Genomic DNA, 15671 nt, shown 5'->3' on the forward strand with positions numbered 1-15671 from the left:
ATCTCTTATTTTCTCCATGTCGAACGAATATATCAACAGAGAGCTCTCCTGGCTGGAATTCAACCAGCGCGTGCTGGACCAGGCCGTGAGGACGGACCTTCCCCTGCTGGAACGCCTGAAGTTCCTGGCTATTACCGCTTCCAACCTGGACGAGTTTTTCATGGTGCGCGTGGGAGGCCTGCAAATGCTCCGGCATTCCGGTTCCCGCGTGAAGGATATCTCCGGGCTGACCCCCACCCGCCAGCTGAAGGACATCCGCACCCGCGTGGGCCGCATGATTGAGGACCAGTACCGCCTGTTTCATGAGGAAATCCTGCCGTGGATGGAAATTAACGGAATCAATCCCCTGGCCCTGGAAGACCTCAGCACGTCCCAGAAGCTGACGCTGGAGCAATACTTCAACAACCAGATATCCCCCCTGCTGACGCCGCTGGACATGGATGCGCCGGAAGCTCCCGCGCTCCCGTCCCTCAAGCTGCTCATGGGCGTGGAACTGCGGGACAATGAAACCGGGGAGGTCCGCGCCAGCGTGGTGGCCCTGCCGGACGGCCTGCCGCGGCGCGTGCCCGTTCCCTCCGCGGAAACGGAACGCTACGTGATGCTCGAAGACTTAGTCAGGGAATGCATCGGCACCGTTTTTCCCGGCGAAACCGTTCTCTCCGCGGCGGTATTCCGCGTCACGCGCAATGGGGACATTGCCGTGCAGGAGGAGGACGCCCTGGACCTGGCGGATGAAATGGAGGAAGTGCTGGTGGCCCGCAAATTCTCCGAATGCGTGAGGCTTGAAATCGAATCCTCCGCTCCCGCCCCCCTGCATGACAGGATCATGCAGATCGTGGGCGCGGGGAAGGAGGAAACGTATGACCTCAAGGGCCCCCTGATGCTTTCCGATTTCATGGAAATGGCCTTTGCCCCCGGCAATGACCAATTGAAAGTGGAGCAATGGTCCCCGCAGCCGTCACCTTCCGTGGACCCTGCCGTCAGCATCTTTGAAAACATCGCCAACGGGGACATCCTGCTCAACCATCCCTATGAAAGCTTTGAGCCCGTCCTGCGCCTGGTGGAGGAAGCCGCGGAAGACCCGGATGTGATAGCCATCAAGCAGGTGCTGTACCGCACCGCCAAAAATTCCCGCATCGTGGCCGCCTTGAAAAAGGCGGCGGAAAGCGGCAAGCAGGTGACGGCGCTGGTGGAGCTGAAAGCCCGGTTTGACGAAGCCCGCAACCTGGAAAAGGCGGAGGAACTCCAGCGTTCCGGCGTGCAGGTGGTCTACGGCGTCAAGGGGCTTAAAACCCATGCCAAGATATGCCTGGTGGTGCGCCGGGAACAGGGCATGCTGCGGCGTTACTGCCACTTCGGCACGGGGAATTACAATGAAACCACCGCCAAGATTTACACGGATATTTCCTACCTTACCTGCGACGACCAGCTGGGGGCGGACGCCTCCCAGTTCTTCAACTCCGTGACGGGGCGCACCAAGCTCATGCGTTTCCGCAAGCTGTACCCCTCCCCGGTGCTGATGAAGGCGCGCCTCATTGAACTCATTGAAGGTGAAGCGGAGCGCGCGCGGCAGGGGGAACCCGCCCGCATTTCCGCCAAGATGAACAGCCTTCAGGATGTGGAAATCATTGACGCCCTGTACAGGGCCGCGGACGCCGGGGTAGACATTGAACTGAACGTGCGCGGCATTTGCTGCCTGAAAACGGGCCCCCGGCCCAACGGCAAGGTGATCCGCGTGGTCAGCATTGTGGACCGCTATCTGGAACATGCCCGCATCTTCTTCTTCCATCACGGCGGCAACCACCAGCTCTTCATTGCCAGCGCGGACTGGATGACCCGCAATCTGGACAAGAGGGTGGAGCTCATGGTTCCCGTCACCAACGGAAAGCTGGCGCGTCGCCTCAAATCCGTCCTGGACGCCTGTTTCAAGGACAACGTGCAGGCGTGCAATATTTTGCCGGACGGCACTTCCGAGCACATCGTGCGCAAAAAGGGCCAGAAAGCGTTCCGCCTCCAGCAGTACCTGACCAAGGAGGCGCGCCGCCTGGCCAAGGATAAGGAACGGGAGCGCCAGCAGATGCTGGAACCCCACACGCCGCACTAACCCGGTCAGGAGCATTGGGCCGCGTGTGCGGCATCCTCCGGCATACCTTCAACACGTACCGGTCCGGAACGTGTCTTTTCATGAGACATGTTTGCCCGCGTATGCTGTTTTTTCCTGATCGCGCTGGCTGGGTGGCACGGCTCTGCATGGGCGGAAGGTTCGGCATGGCAGGCATCCGGGCCTGCTGGCCCCGGAGCCTCCGTAAGGGCTCCTTCCCATCCGGCGGCGGACGGCCTGTACTCCCGCCTGAAGAAGATGCCCTATCTCTATGATAACAAGGAGGCGGAATTCCTGAACCAGTTCAAGCTGCTGCTGACGGGGCAGTACCAGGGGGCGCAGGTCTCCCCTTCCGGAGCCAACCGGTTCCGCAAGGGCTCGCATGGCAGGGAAAACGAATGGCGGAGGCTCCAGATAGGGTTTGAAGCCGTTTTCTTCAAAAACCGCCTGACGCTGCACAGTTTGACCAACATGGGGGAACTGGACGGCATGTACAAGGTGGAGGATGGCCGCTGGAGAAGGACGAAGACGGACTGGAGCATCTTTGAACTCTACCTGAAATACAAGGTCAATCCCTCCTTCTTTGCGCGCGTTGGGAAAATCACCTCCAAGATGACTGCGGAATTCCGGGAGACGGCCAGTGAACTCAAGACCCTGGAACGGTCCGACCTGGTCAACCAGCTCGGGACTATTTCCAGTTGGGGCGTTGTGCTGGAAAACCCGCGGCAGGACGTGCCCGTGGGGTGGGAGGCTTCCGTCTTCCTGAACGACACCAGCGACAGCCTGGCGCATGAAATCAGGTTTAATACGGCGGACAGTGCCTTTGCCAAGGCCTCCGTCCATCTGGACGCCCGCGGCTTTCTGCCGGGGGAGAAAAGCCGCGTGTGGCTGACATATGCCCACAACTTTACCCATTACGCGGGGCGCTCCTTGCCGGAGGATTCCTACTACTCCGGGCTTGGCGCCCGGGATGTAGCGGCGGTGGACTGGGTCATGTCCCGGGGGAAGTTTTCCATGGTGACGGAACTCATGTCCGGCTTCCGCGTGGTGGGAACCCCTCTGGGTGAGAATGTTTACGGCCTGGCGGTATTGCCTTCCTACAGGTTTTCCCCGCATCTGGAAGGCGTGTTCCGCTACCAGCTCTCCCATGGGCGGGACGCCGTGAAAATGTACGCCCGCTATGTTCCCGCGGTGACCACCTATCCCAAATGGGTCAGTACGATGAACTCTTTTTACTTCGGCCTGAATTATTACTTTTTCCCGGAAGACCCGGACATGCTGAAATTGATGGCGGGAGGCGAATACACGACGACCGGCGGCGCGCCGGAAGGCGCCAGGTGCTTCAGCGGTTGGACCTGGTTTGCCGCCATCAGGTTCCATTTCTGAACAGGGAAGAGTGGGCGCTTTTAATTACGGAGCGGCAACACCCTGGTAATGACCATACGGGAGCCGTTTATAACAAATAGTTTGCCACGGCCTTTCTCTTATGCTAGGAAGAAAGGGATTGGAAAAACCTGCTTTTTCCTTTCCCCTCCCAACCCCACCCCCCTATGATGAAACTACTGTGTTCCTTCTGCCTGTGCATTCTTGCCTGCTGCGTTTCCGCGGCTCAAACGGTTTCCATGCGTTCTACCGTTCTTCCCCCACCCTTCATGAAAGTGGAGTGCCGCCAGGGGGAGCGGCCCGTCTCCATTTCACGGGCGGAAATCAAATCCCGCGTGATGGATTTTCTGGCGGAAACGGAAGTGACGCTGGTTTTCCATAATCCCAACACCCGCGTCATGGAGGGGGAATTGACGTGCCCTCTTCCCTCCGGAGCCACCGTGCAGGGTTATGCGCTGGACATCAACGGCCGCATGGTGGACGGCGTGCCGGTACCCAGGCAGAAGGCGCGCGTGGCGTTTGAAGAGGAAGTGCGCAAACAGGTTGATCCCGGACTGGTGGAATGGTCCGGCGGCAACATGTTCAGGACGCGTGTGTATCCCATCCCTGCGGGAGGCACGCGCACCGTGCGGCTGCGTTATTCCACGGTTCTTCCCGTGGATGCCGCAGGCGTCCCCTCTCTCCAGCTTCCGATGAATTTCAAGGAAAAGCTGGACTCCCTCAAACTCAGGGTGGAGGTGTTCAGCGGCCGGAAGCCCGTCGTAGTCTCCTCCCCGCTGGACAACGTGGAATTCAAGGACTGGCACAGCGCTTTTCTGGCTGAAAAGGAGTGGAACGGCCTGTCCCTGACGGAAGACCTGTTCATCTCCCTGCCGCGTGCGCAGGGAAAAGAGGCCGTAGAAGCGAGGGTCTTCACGGAATCTTTTGACGGCAGGGATTATGCAGCCGTGATTATTCCCAGGCTTATACAGGCGGACAGGAAGAACGCCGTGGAAGCCGCGCCCGTGATAGAGCTGGTTTGGGACGCTTCCGGTTCCATGAAAGGGGCGGATGTCGGAAAATTCCTGGATTTTCTAAAACGCTACCTTGCTTGCGGCAGAATCCCGGGGCAGCAAATCCACATCAACCTGACTGTCTTCCGGGACCGGATCATGCCTTCAAAAACGTTTGCGGTTACTCCGGATAACATGGACGAGCTGGCCCGCGAACTGCTGGCTCTGGACTATGACGGGGCCACGTGTGACTGGAGCTCTGTCCTGGAAAGGCTGGCCGCCCGTTCCCGTGCGTGGGACTGCCTGGTTGTCAGCGATGGTTTTGTCAATTTCAGCCCTGTACCGGAAAAGCAGGCGCCCAACTCCGCTAAAACCTTTGCCCTGATGGTGACTCCGCGCAAGGATGCGAATACGTTCGCGCGGATAGGCATTCCCGTGATTGACCTGACCAGCCAAACGGCGGAGCAGGCGATGGAGCGCGTCACCAGGGGGGAAACTGCCATCCGGTACGCTGACGGGGGAAACATGCCCTGGGGAGCGTTTATAAAGTATGAAGCCCCAGGAATGCCGTCGGATTCCATTCTTCTGCTGGCGGAACTGGAACCGGGTTCCTACCGCGGAACGGTGGAGATGGTCGGAGTGGAAATTCCTGTGGAGGTGGAGGCCTCCGGGGCGGCGGCGGGAACGTTGCTGAAAACCCTGTATGCCCAGGCGCGGCTTCGGGAGCTTCTCTGCCGGGCTCCTTCTGCCGTGAGGGATGAAGCTGTCGGGAAACTGGGGATGGAATACGGAATCGTGACGCCCGGTACCTCCCTGCTGGTGCTGGACTCCCTGGACCAATACCTGAAATACGGCGTGCGCCCTCCTGCTTCCGCTCCTGAACTGCGCGTGGAATATGACCGGAGGATGCTGAAACGCGAACGGAGGGAGGACATGGCTGAAGAGACCGCAAGATTAAACCGCCTGAAGGCCTGCCTTGCTTCCTGGAAAGAAATGCAGAAATGGTACGAAAAGGAATTTTTCAATCCGGAAGAGATGGAAAGCGTCCTGAAAGATGACCGGTTGAAGCAGGCCTTGATTCATACGTGCCGGGGCAATGACCGGGAGGCGCTGGATATTTACCGGAAGGTGTTGAAAGAAGAGGGAAATAACAGGACGGCCTTGAAGGGCGTAGCGGCCATGGAAAAGCGCCTCAGGGAAAGAGAAGCGAAAGATAAAAAAGCAGCTGAGGAAAAAGCTGCCCGCGCCAAGGAGCTGGCTGAGGCAAGGGCGAACTTGAACAGGGAATTGGATAGGGAACCAGCGGATATAGCGGAAAACCTCCGCGTGGCATACGGTTTTTATGATCTTGGGGATTATGATAAAGCCATTCTTCTCTTCAACAAGATCCTCCGGAAAGATCCTTATCATGTCGCGGCACGCAGAGGGCTGGAAACGGTTAACCGCAGGAAAAACTCCTATATTAATGCCGCTTATGACGAGTCCAGGAGCTCCATGTTGGCGGAAGTTGATTCTCTTTGGGAGCGCCCGGTTCATTCTTCTTCAGAAAACGTCCCCCAGGAAGAGTCCGCCGTTGGTTCCGCTCCAGTACCCCTTGCAGGGCATGGGAACATAGGGGCGGCAAGCTCCGTAAGTTCTTTCTCCTCTGCTTCTCCGGATCTGGTGGGGAATGCAAATCCGGCCCCAACTAGCCGGGGAATAGATGGGTCCCTGTTTTTGGGAGGGGGAGAAACGTTAAATGGATTAAAGGCGCGGGAACGGGATTCCGGTTCCTCTCCCGTGATGAACGTGAAGGCGTGGGATTCCAAGGCTCCGTATCTGGCTGCTCTGGATGCGGCTGACCGACCTTTTGCGGTTTACATGAAACTTAAGGAGGAGTACGGGGAAAGCCCCGGATTTTACATGGACTGCGCGGATTGGTTTGCCGGGAAAGGGGACAAGGCGCTGGCTGTCCAGATTCTGTCCAACCTGGCGGAGCTGGAACTGGAAAACCGTTCCCTGCTGCGGATGCTGGGCTACAAGCTGCGTTACATGGGAGAACTCCGGCAGGCCAGGTTCATTTTTGAAACCGTAAAAACGCTGTTTCCGGAAGAACCCCAGTCTTACCGGGATCTGGCGCTGGTGCTGGATGAACTGGGAGAAGCCCAGAAGGCGTTCGGCATGTACCGGGAGGTGCTGGAACGCCGGATGTCCAGCCGCTTCACCGGAGTGGATCAAATTGCGCTGGTGGAACTGAACCGGCTCGTTTCCCGGAGCAGGGCGGCAGGAGTGAAGCTTGATACCGGGGGGCTGGACCCGGCCTTTCTCCAGCCTGTGGAGGCTGATCTGCGCGTGGTCATCAACTGGGACACGGACGCGTCAGACATGGACCTTTGGGTGACGGACATCACCGGAGAAAAATGCTATTACGGGCATCGGCTGACCACTCATGGCGGTCATTTGTCCCGTGACGTGACGCAGGGCTACGGTCCGGAAGAATACCTGGTGCGCAGGGCCCTTCCCGGCTCCTATCTGGTCCAGACGCATTATTTCGGAACCCGGTCCCAGAAAATGCTGGCCCCCGTGACTCTTTACGCGGAAATATACACGGACTATGCCCGTCCGCAGGAAAAGCGGAAAACGCTAGTGTTCCGCCTGAATGACAGGAAGCAGGTTGTGGATGTGGGGAACGTGGAGTACGGACAGGCCCTGCCGCGCAATAGCGTGCGGGATTACCAGGTGAAAGCCGGGGAAACCCGGGAATCCATTGCCGGGAGCCAATTGAAGGACGGGAAGCGTGCAGGCGAGATCATCCGCCTGAATCCGGCCCTGAAGGACCGGGAGCCGAAAACGGGGGAGATCATTAAACTGCCGGAGTGAGGGAATAAATTATTCATAGTGAGCTTCAATAACCGGCAAAAACCGATCTTCCATTTTTTCTGCACGGATCAATTCCAAGTCCGGAACCAGAACCCCGGAGTTGAAATAATAACGGGGATTGTGCAGTCCCAAAAGCTGAAAGCTATTCTATTTGGAGGGAGGGATGCTACGCGGGCGGGCTTCCCTTCCTCCCTGTGCCTGGCATTCCGGTAATGTCGGGAATGGTTTGCCTGCCGTTTATTTACCGGCAAGATGGCGGAGGGCTGCATGACGCACCCATGAAGGAAGGATTTTCCATAGCTTGAGACAGGCCCGTTTTTTGGAGGAAAGTATGCCCGTTGCAAACGAAGCGGGAAGGAGGGAAAAGCAATGGGCCATAACGATGTTTTTTGCAATTCCCTTGAAATTCAAGGAAATATGTCCCCTCAGTTCTTGGGCGCGTGCGAATGCCCACGAATTCATGGTCTCTCTTTCTCCGTTTTCATCCAGAATTTCCACCAGTTTCTGAATCATTTGGGCTATTTTAAAGCACTTGTTCAAATCCTTGCCGTCCGTGATGGAGCCGGGCCTGCAGACGTAATAGTAGCAGATATGGGTACTGCAGATGATTTTGTCTGCACGCAGAGCCAATCTCAGGCACCAGGGCCAGTCTTCGTGAAGGTACCCTTCATCAAAAAGAATATTGTTCTCCAGCAGCCAGTCGCGGCGTACCAGCTTGTTCCATCCCGAGATATAGATGTCCAGTATTTGCAGGGCGTGCAGAATTTCCTCTTTACCTTTTAAAACCGTATCTTTGATATGGCATATTTGATGATCAAGGGGGGTATCTTCCTGATCTACTTGGAGAACTCCGCCTATGGTGACGGGAGAATCTTCCGCTTGGGCAAGCCTCAGCAGAGTTTCCAGGGCGTTCGGGGCAATATAATCATCACTATCCAGAAAATAAATGAATTCCCCCTGGGCGGAAGCAAGTCCCGTATTTCTGGCAGCGGATAAGCCCCGGTTCTGTTCATGGGAAATAATGCGTATGGTTTTATCTCCCGACCAGGTTGAAGCTATTTGCTCCATCATGGAAAGGGTGTTGTCCGGTGAGGAATCGTTGACCAGGATGATTTCAATATCGCCCAGCGTCTGTCCCAGGACGGAATAAATACAGCGTTCAATGTATTGCTGTGTTTTATAAGCGGGGATAATAACGGAAATCTGCGGCATGGTGGAGTTCCTTTTCCCATCAAAACTGTTTCTGTGTCAAGAAAGATTATTTTAATGTCCTAGCAAGAAAAATTGTTAAGGCAATCCTGCCTTTGATCCGTGGAAGGGATATCCGGTCATGAAGTTCTGCGTCCTCTCCGGCTGCCGGGGGCGGTTCCTTTGCCTGCGAATGTTTCCATCTGCATATCCTCTCCCGGAGGATTCATGCAGTTACAGGGTCCGGATCTCCGGATTCCGGTTGATAAAAGTAGAGAAGCGATTTTAGAATGAAATATTCCGGCGAATATGTCCAAGCGTCTCCAATATTTCCTTCGCCTGTATCCTCGCTTTGCGCCTCCATGAAGGAACGGGGCAAAGGAGAGAAATTTTCCGGATGAATTCGGCGCGCTGTTCAGCGTACCGCAGCCTTTTTTTGAAATCGGAGAAGCCGGAGGATTTCAGAAAAAGGCGGAACGGGAAATGCAGCCCGGAGGCCAGGCATTCTTCAAGGGAGAAATGGGAGCTGAGAAAACAGCGGATAATTGTATCCAGGCGCGCTCCTTCTTCGGGAGAAAAAGGCATGCCAAGCAACCTGAATTCAAAAGGTTCATGTTCAATGAAACGGATCAGGTGCCCGGATTTCCCTTCCAGGAGATTTTTCCTGCCGCCGTAGAATTTTTCAAGCAGGGAGAGCCACCGGGGAACCATGTCCAGGATTTTGGCCGTTTGACGCCTTATTTGGTGGTGGTTGCCTTGCTGGTGCTGGCGGTAATGATAGACGGCCTCCGGGCAGAAGGCGATTTTGTCCGTCAGGGCTAGCACAAAGTGTGAAAAGAGGCCGTCTTCGCAAGGCTGGATTCCTTCCGGGAATTCAAGCCTGTGCTCCTCCACGACCTCCCGGCGCAGGAACATGCCCCAGGTGGGCAGTGCGGGTATTTTGTCTGGCGGAAACTGGTGGCAGCACCAGCTCCCGACGACTGTCAGGCTACTCTGATTTTCACAGGAGGCGGCAACGAGGCATTCGAGAAAATCCGGAGCAATGGAGTCGTCCGCGTCAATAAAACACAAATACTCTCCGGTGGCCTGCCGCATGCCTGCGTTGCGGGCGGAAGAAACGCCTCCGTTCTCCTGTTCCAAGTATTTGATTCTTGGGTCAATATCCGTAAAACGGCCGACTATTTCTCCAGATGAGTCGGAAGAGCCGTCGTTCACAAGAATCAGCTCCCAGTCCGTGAAGGTTTGCCTGCATATGCTCCGGACGCATTCTTCAAGGTAGCGTTCCTGGTTGTAAACGGGAACGATGATGGAAACCCGGGGATGTGTCTGCCGGAGAGGGGCCATGGATCAGCTTTTGGAAGTTGGGCCATGGCTGGTGAGGCAGCCGTCAAGGGCGCGTTTCAGATTGGCCCGGGATTGTTCGTCCATTTGCCTGCCCAGGTTCAGGAGATTCTGCTGCATCGCGGCGTATTCCGCGCTCGTCTGCTTGATGGCGCGGCACATGGCGTTGCTGAGTCCCTCCTTGTCGTAGAGAAGGGCGTTTTGGGCATCGAATCTGTAGAAAGAGGCGAATTTTTCATGGATGAGCGGAATTTTCGCGAATCCATAAATGAGCTGGGCTGATCCTGTAACACCCGTGGAAATGTAGCGTTCGTGTGCCGGATTGGCGGGGTCAAGCAGGGGGAGGAAATAATCCGCCCTTTCCATGGCTGCGAACATGGAGGGGAAGTCAAGTTTTCCGGTGATGTTCAGGAAGGGACGTAAATGTTCCGGTATTTCTCCCGTTTCTCCTTCACCCACGATAGTGACGGAAAAGTCCTTGAAGCCTGCATTGTAAAGATCTGTAAGGGCTTCAAGCAGCAGACTGTGGTTTTTCCTTTCCGCAGAAAGTGCGCCTACGGTAATAAATTCGGGTTTCGGGTTACGGATGGTGATGGAAATTTGCCCGAACGAGTGGGGATTGACCATGATGCCCTTGTGGAAGGTGCCCAGTGTCAGCAGCCTGCCTTCCTGTTCAAACATTTCTTCCTTCAATCGTTCAATGTCGTTCAATTCGTGTTCCACGATCAGAAGGTTGCGGCGGTTCCTCAAGCCTGTTACATCAAGGGCGGAAGGCATCCCCGGCTTTGTATAAAAGAGGGAGGATGTAAAAATAATGGCTTCATAGCGGTTCAGGACCTCTTCCCTGTAAAGGCGTGGCCATAAGGTCTTCATGATGGTAAAGGCGCGTATTCCTTCATTCTCGGTGCGGCACAGGGGGAATTGGCTGCCCAGGGAATGGTGCATGAGCACATCCACACGGTACCCCATGGAGAGTAAAAGGGCACAAAAACCGGAAATAACTTCTCCATGGCAGTCGTTGGGTTCAAAAACGAGCACGGTACGTTCCGCTACCTCGTGTCTGCGCCATGCCTTTTCACTTCGGCGTGCCTCCTTGTCATAGTCGGACACATAATCCATTAGAAAAGTGCGCAGCTTTTTCCGGGGAGAGCGGAAGGGAATCCACATGGTCAGAAAACGGATCAGAGATATTAGGATGTGCATGGCTAATTTTATTTCAACATCTGGAAGAGGTCACGGGCATCCGGCTTTCCGGATAAGTTTTTCCTGATGATGGGAAAGGCGGGGGGCTGCAGAGTCCGTCCCGGATACTTGATGAATTTCCTGTAGAACACAATATCAAAAATTTTAGGGGCCTCCCGTTTTTGAGACATCTACTTAAGTGCAGGGTTGATTCCGGGGATATGGCGGGGATAAGCTGATGCTTTTTTGTTTCCGCTCACGGGTTGCTTTTTCCCATGCAGGGGGCAAGGAGGTTCCTGTATGCTTCTTATGAGCATGGTGCCGTCTGCTAGTGCCTGTGACGGGGATTTGCCATTGCGGTCATGCCGATTTTCATTAGAATGCGGAGAAGGAACGGCGCCGGATGTTCCGGTTCTTCCGGCGAACATCTGAAAAAACTGGTTTCTCTATGAATGATACTGTTTCCATTATTGTTCCCTGTTATAACGTGGCTCCATATGTGGATGCCTGCATGAACAGCCTGGTGAACCAGACGCTAAGGGATATTGAAATTATTTGCGTTAATGACGGTTCTACGGATGGCACGTTGGCTATGCTGAGCGAGTGGGCTGAAAAGGATGCCCGTATCCGGGTGATCGACCAGGGAAACGGGGGGGTCTCTTCCGCCCGTAATGCAGGGCTGGCCGTAGCGGGCGGGGAATATATCGGCTTTGTGGATCCGGATGATTATGTGGATGCCTCCATGTATGCCCGGCTGGTGGAAACCGCGCGGCAGCATGATGCGGAGGTCGTGGCCTGTGGCTACGTTTTCTTTTCCGGGGAAGGCGGATCAGTGACGGAGGAAGGCAGATACGTTCCGGAAGAAGGTTTTGAACCGGATTCCGGAAATGCCCGTTTTAACGGGAATCCCGTCTGGCGCCGGATGAGGGCTGAATTATGTAACAAGGTGTATCGACGAGAGGTCCTCCAACATCACGGGTTGCGCGTGAGATTGGAGTTCCCCGCGGGAGAGGATTACGTTTTCTGGATGGAGTTTCTTCCAAAGGCCTCCCGTCTGGCTGTTATTTCCGACCAGCTGTATTTTTACCGCAGGAAAAGATCTGGATCTCTCACTGATATATGGGATGGAGATGGCGCCTTGCGCATGGAAAGGCTGGAATATATAACGGCCCGCTGGAAGGAAACCGGATGCTGGGAGGCCTCCGTCAGAAAGGGTTGGTTGGCGTATGCGATGAAGGACGGATTCCTGGCTTATGTCTGCTCCCCCAGGGAAGAGTTCTTTCAGTTGGATGCAGAGAAGAGAGACGAATTGAGCAACCGTTACAGGAAGTGGCTGCAGGAGGCGGATATTTCTTTGGACAAGTGCGGCTTGGATCGGTGGGACTGTGCCTTTTGCCATCTTCTGGGAGAAGATTTGATCAAGGATGGTCCCTTCACTCGCCTTTACCACGCTCTGATGTCACGGTGCCGCGGAAGGAGAGGGCGTTATTACAGGCTCAGGGCGTTATTGTCCCGCTCTTCATGAGGCTGTATTCATCATTCTTCCATATTATAAAAGCAGAATCCCATATGGAGGTCCGTACGGAGAATTTGCCTGTCTGGATTTTACAGAAGGATAGGGAAGATTATCTGTACGGATGACAGCTCTACGGGTGGCGCTCCGGACGGCCTGTCCAGGATGGCGGAACATTTTTTGCGGAACCTATACTCCCATGTAGCACATCTGCTCCTTGAGCTGGGCTACCTGGAGGTCTTCTCCCAGGTATTCCCCGATGGAGTAACCGAAGAGCATGGCGGCTCCGGGGCCATTGGCGGTGAGCATGTTGCTGTCCAGAACCACGTTTTCATCCTTGACGATGTGGGCTCCGGCTTCGTTGAGTTCCCGGTAGACGTCCTGGGTCGGGTAGGCCGTGACGTTCCTGTCCTTGACCAGTCCGGCTTTCGCCAGGACGATGGGGGCGGCGCAGATGGCGGCCACCAGCTTGCCAGCGGCATGCATCTTCTTGACCAGATGGATGACTTCCGGCGTGTCACGAAGCACCCAGGCGCCTGCGCCGCCGGGCAGGATTAGGGCGTCCAGCTTGTCGGCATGGAGCTTGTCCAGCATGGTGTCCGTGGTGACGGTCACGTCATGGGTGCTGACTACCTTGTCAGACTGCACGCCGGCCAGCTGCACGTCAAAGTTCAGGCGGCGCAGGATGTCCAGCGGAGCCATGAGCTCGATTTCTTCAAATCCGGGGGCGGCAAGAATGGCAACTTTTTTCATGGTTAATGAGACAAGGGGAGAGAATGGAACGTTCAAGGAAAAGGGCTCAGCATGCCGGCAGCCTACAGGAGAAGCAGGACCGGATTTTCCAGCAGGGTCTTGAATTCTGCGGCGATTTTGGACGCCTTGCATTCCGGCAGGATGTTGGCGTTCACGTACAGGGTGACAGGCAGGATGAGCTTGGAAACGGGGCGGCCCGCTTCTATGCCCGTCTTGGGCGTGGTGCCGCCGATGCTGATGATGCTGTGGGGCATTTCCGGGAGCACGGTGCGCTGGGCTTCCACGTTCACGCCGCTGTCGCAGAGCAGGATGTTGGGCGTGATGCTGCCTGCGGGGGGCGGTCCTGCGGCAGGGGCGGCCAGCCGTTCCATGGCGATGTTGTAAATCGTCTTGCCGGAGGCGTTTTCAATGAAGACGTATTTTTCCCCCTTGTCCAGCACCATGAGCAGTTCCGCGGCGGCGTCTCCCGCCAGCCATTCCGGCTCGCTGATGCACGCTTTCACCGCGGCGCGCACCACGTAGTCAAAGAGGCTGTAGCGGCCGCCGATGAGTTTTTCACACTGGACGGCGATGGGCGTGCTGATGGCGGCCAGATAGGCCATATTGGCCTCCAGGGAATACAGGTAAAAGTTATCCACGCGTGTGGCGTGGCGTGTGTCCCGGGGAGCCAGCGGGATATGCACCCGGCGGGCCGGGCCTTCCGCGGGGCGTATGGCGGCGCGTACGTCCGCGGCCATGATTTTGCCGTGCGGGCCGGTGCCTTTCAGGGTCCCGGGATTCAGTCCGGCTTCCGAGGCCAGCCTGGCGGCCAGCGGACTGCATTTGACAGGGGGGCACGGCGGGCAGTCACAAGTGGATGCGCCGAATTCCGACTGAAGCAGCGCAATGGGCGCGCCCACGGCGGCGGAACCGCCTTCCGGCACCAGGATTTCCGTCAGGGTTCCGTCCTCGCATGCCTGGAGTTCCACGTGGGCCTTGTCCGTCTCAATGTCGGCCAGGTGGTCGCCGACTTCTACGAAGTCTCCTATCTTTTTGACCCATCTCAGGACGATGCCTTCATGCATGGAGTCGGACAGGCGGGGCATTTCAATGGTAATAGCCATGGAGGTGAATGTTGAACGTTGGAATACGGTAAGAGGGGATGGCGCGCCGGAGGGGTTCCGCCCCGTCCGGCGCGCGGGTGCGCGGTTACGCGCTGTATTTTTCCACGCCGTCGATGAACACCCTGGAGGTGTTGAAGTCATCGTCCAGCAGAACCATGTCGGCGGTAAAGCCGGGGGCGATCTTGCCCAGGCCTTCCAGGCCCAGGGACTGCGCCTGGTTCCAGGAGGTGGCCTTCACCAGCTCGCTCAGGGGCTTGCCGGTCAGGCGGTGCACGTTTTTCAGGCCGTGGGCGTATTTAAGGGTGCTGCCGGCCAGGGCGCCGGATTCCTGAAGGCGCGCCACGCCGTCCTTTACGATGATAGGCAGGCCGCCCAGGTCCCCGGGGCCGTCCGGCATCCAGGAGCAGGCCAGGGAGTCCGTAATCATCATCATCTGGTCCGTTTCCTTGTTCTTGAACACGGTCTTGAGCATGTCCGCGCAGAGGTGGATGGTGTCACAGATGATTTCAATCTTGATTTCCCTGTCCAGCAGGCCGGAGCCCACCAGGCCGATTTCACGGTGGTGCAGGGGGGACATCTGGTTGCAGTAGTGGGTCAGGTGCACGAGGCCCGCGGATTTCGCCTTGTTGAAGTCCGCATGGGTGGCGGCGCTGTGGCCCGCGGAGCAGCGGATGCCGTTGGCGGTGGCCTTTTCAATGAATTCCACGGCTCCGGGCATTTCCGGCGCCAGGGAGACCAGGAGAACCCTGGCAATGGAGTTCAGGTTGGCTACTTCATCATAGTCCGGCTGGCGCACAAAGGCGGGGTTCTGGGCGCCGCAGCACTTGGGATTGATGAACGGCCCTTCCAGATGGATGCCGGGCGTCTTGGCGAATTCCTGGTTCTTCATGTATTCCGCCACGGAGGCGCATACGTCTTCCAGCACCTTGGGGGACAGCGTGAGCGTGGTGGGCAGCCAGGAGGTGACGCCTTCCTTCATCTTGCATTCCGCAACGGTGCGGAGGCTTTCCAGCTTGGCGTCACAGGTGTCGCACCCGCCGGCGCCATGGCTGTGGATGTCGATGAAGCCGGGAAGGAGCATCTTTCCTTCCGCGTCCACCACCTTGTCCGCGGCGGGGAGTTCGCTCCCGGCGGGATAGACGGCGGTGATGGTCTTGCCTTCGATTTCCACGGCAGCCCCGGGCAGGTCAATGCCGGGGGAGATGATGCGTGCGTTTTTAATGAGTGTTTTCATAAAATGGATGAATGGTTGATTG

At 56.6% G+C, this 15671-nt stretch carries 10 protein-coding genes; 4 read left to right on the forward strand and 6 right to left on the reverse strand.

Features of this window, described 5'->3' with window-relative positions; genetic code table 11:
* The first annotated feature begins 16 nt into the window (after window positions 1–16).
* The 3 genes from ppk1 (at window position 17) to CXU21_RS08585 (ending at window position 7335) form a co-directional block, all read left to right on the forward strand.
* The gene (gene ppk1, locus CXU21_RS08575; RefSeq protein WP_102725737.1) at window positions 17–2104 is read left to right on the forward strand and encodes a polyphosphate kinase 1; all 2088 of its coding nucleotides are present in this window, start codon (window positions 17–19) and stop codon (window positions 2102–2104) included.
* Between the two features lie 87 nt (window positions 2105–2191).
* A complete protein-coding gene (locus CXU21_RS08580) occupies window positions 2192–3487 on the forward strand; it encodes a hypothetical protein (protein WP_102725738.1) in 1296 nt (431 codons plus the stop codon).
* 164 nt (window positions 3488–3651) lie between these two features.
* Window positions 3652–7335, forward strand: coding sequence for a VIT domain-containing protein (locus CXU21_RS08585; RefSeq protein WP_102725739.1), 3684 nt, complete (start codon window positions 3652–3654; stop codon window positions 7333–7335).
* 237 nt (window positions 7336–7572) lie between these two features.
* Here the strand turns inward: CXU21_RS08585 and CXU21_RS08595 are convergent, their stop codons facing one another.
* The 3 genes from CXU21_RS08595 to CXU21_RS08605 all read right to left on the reverse strand — a co-directional run bounded on the left by CXU21_RS08595 (window position 7573) and on the right by CXU21_RS08605 (window position 11067).
* A complete protein-coding gene (locus CXU21_RS08595) occupies window positions 7573–8547 on the reverse strand; it encodes a glycosyltransferase family 2 protein (protein ID WP_102725741.1) in 975 nt (324 codons plus the stop codon).
* A 261-nt stretch (window positions 8548–8808) separates the two neighbouring features.
* Window positions 8809–9867, reverse strand: a complete 1059-nt coding sequence (locus tag CXU21_RS08600) for a glycosyltransferase family 2 protein (RefSeq protein WP_102725742.1) — start codon at window positions 9865–9867, stop codon at window positions 8809–8811.
* A gap of 3 nt (window positions 9868–9870) precedes the next feature.
* Window positions 9871–11067, reverse strand: a complete 1197-nt coding sequence (locus CXU21_RS08605; protein WP_102725743.1) for a hypothetical protein — start codon at window positions 11065–11067, stop codon at window positions 9871–9873.
* A 427-nt stretch (window positions 11068–11494) separates the two neighbouring features.
* Between CXU21_RS08605 and CXU21_RS08610 the strand changes: the two genes are divergently transcribed.
* A complete protein-coding gene (locus tag CXU21_RS08610) occupies window positions 11495–12571 on the forward strand; it encodes a glycosyltransferase (RefSeq protein WP_180972741.1) in 1077 nt (358 codons plus the stop codon).
* 177 nt (window positions 12572–12748) lie between these two features.
* Here the strand turns inward: CXU21_RS08610 and CXU21_RS08615 are convergent, their stop codons facing one another.
* From CXU21_RS08615 to nagA, 3 genes are all read right to left on the reverse strand, one after another.
* The gene (locus tag CXU21_RS08615; RefSeq protein WP_180972742.1) at window positions 12749–13312 is read right to left on the reverse strand and encodes a DJ-1 family glyoxalase III; all 564 of its coding nucleotides are present in this window, start codon (window positions 13310–13312) and stop codon (window positions 12749–12751) included.
* 62 nt (window positions 13313–13374) lie between these two features.
* Window positions 13375–14415, reverse strand: a complete 1041-nt coding sequence (locus tag CXU21_RS08620) for a biotin/lipoyl-containing protein (RefSeq protein WP_180972743.1) — start codon at window positions 14413–14415, stop codon at window positions 13375–13377.
* A gap of 85 nt (window positions 14416–14500) precedes the next feature.
* Window positions 14501–15649 carry an N-acetylglucosamine-6-phosphate deacetylase gene (gene nagA / locus CXU21_RS08625; protein WP_102715002.1) on the reverse strand — a complete coding sequence of 383 codons (1149 nt, stop codon included), beginning with the start codon at window positions 15647–15649 and terminating at the stop codon, window positions 14501–14503.
* Window positions 15650–15671 lie beyond the last annotated feature (22 nt).

The sequence above is a fragment of the Akkermansia muciniphila genome (assembly GCF_002884975.1).
Taxonomy (GTDB): Bacteria; Verrucomicrobiota; Verrucomicrobiia; order Verrucomicrobiales; family Akkermansiaceae; genus Akkermansia; species Akkermansia muciniphila_C.

Bases quoted from the DNA above. Each gene is read 5' to 3' on its own strand.
- ppk1 (WP_102725737.1), top strand. From the start codon at position 17: ATGTCGAACGAATATATCAACAGAGAGCTCTCCTGGCTGGAATTCAAC.
- CXU21_RS08580 (WP_102725738.1), top strand. From the start codon at position 2,192: ATGTTTGCCCGCGTATGCTGTTTTTTCCTGATCGCGCTGGCTGGGTGG.
- CXU21_RS08585 (WP_102725739.1), top strand. From the start codon at position 3,652: ATGATGAAACTACTGTGTTCCTTCTGCCTGTGCATTCTTGCCTGCTGC.
- CXU21_RS08595 (WP_102725741.1), bottom strand. From the start codon at position 8,547: ATGCCGCAGATTTCCGTTATTATCCCCGCTTATAAAACACAGCAATAC.
- CXU21_RS08600 (WP_102725742.1), bottom strand. From the start codon at position 9,867: ATGGCCCCTCTCCGGCAGACACATCCCCGGGTTTCCATCATCGTTCCC.
- CXU21_RS08605 (WP_102725743.1), bottom strand. From the start codon at position 11,067: ATGCACATCCTAATATCTCTGATCCGTTTTCTGACCATGTGGATTCCC.
- CXU21_RS08610 (WP_180972741.1), top strand. From the start codon at position 11,495: ATGAATGATACTGTTTCCATTATTGTTCCCTGTTATAACGTGGCTCCA.
- CXU21_RS08615 (WP_180972742.1), bottom strand. From the start codon at position 13,312: ATGAAAAAAGTTGCCATTCTTGCCGCCCCCGGATTTGAAGAAATCGAG.
- CXU21_RS08620 (WP_180972743.1), bottom strand. From the start codon at position 14,415: ATGGCTATTACCATTGAAATGCCCCGCCTGTCCGACTCCATGCATGAA.
- nagA (WP_102715002.1), bottom strand. From the start codon at position 15,649: ATGAAAACACTCATTAAAAACGCACGCATCATCTCCCCCGGCATTGAC.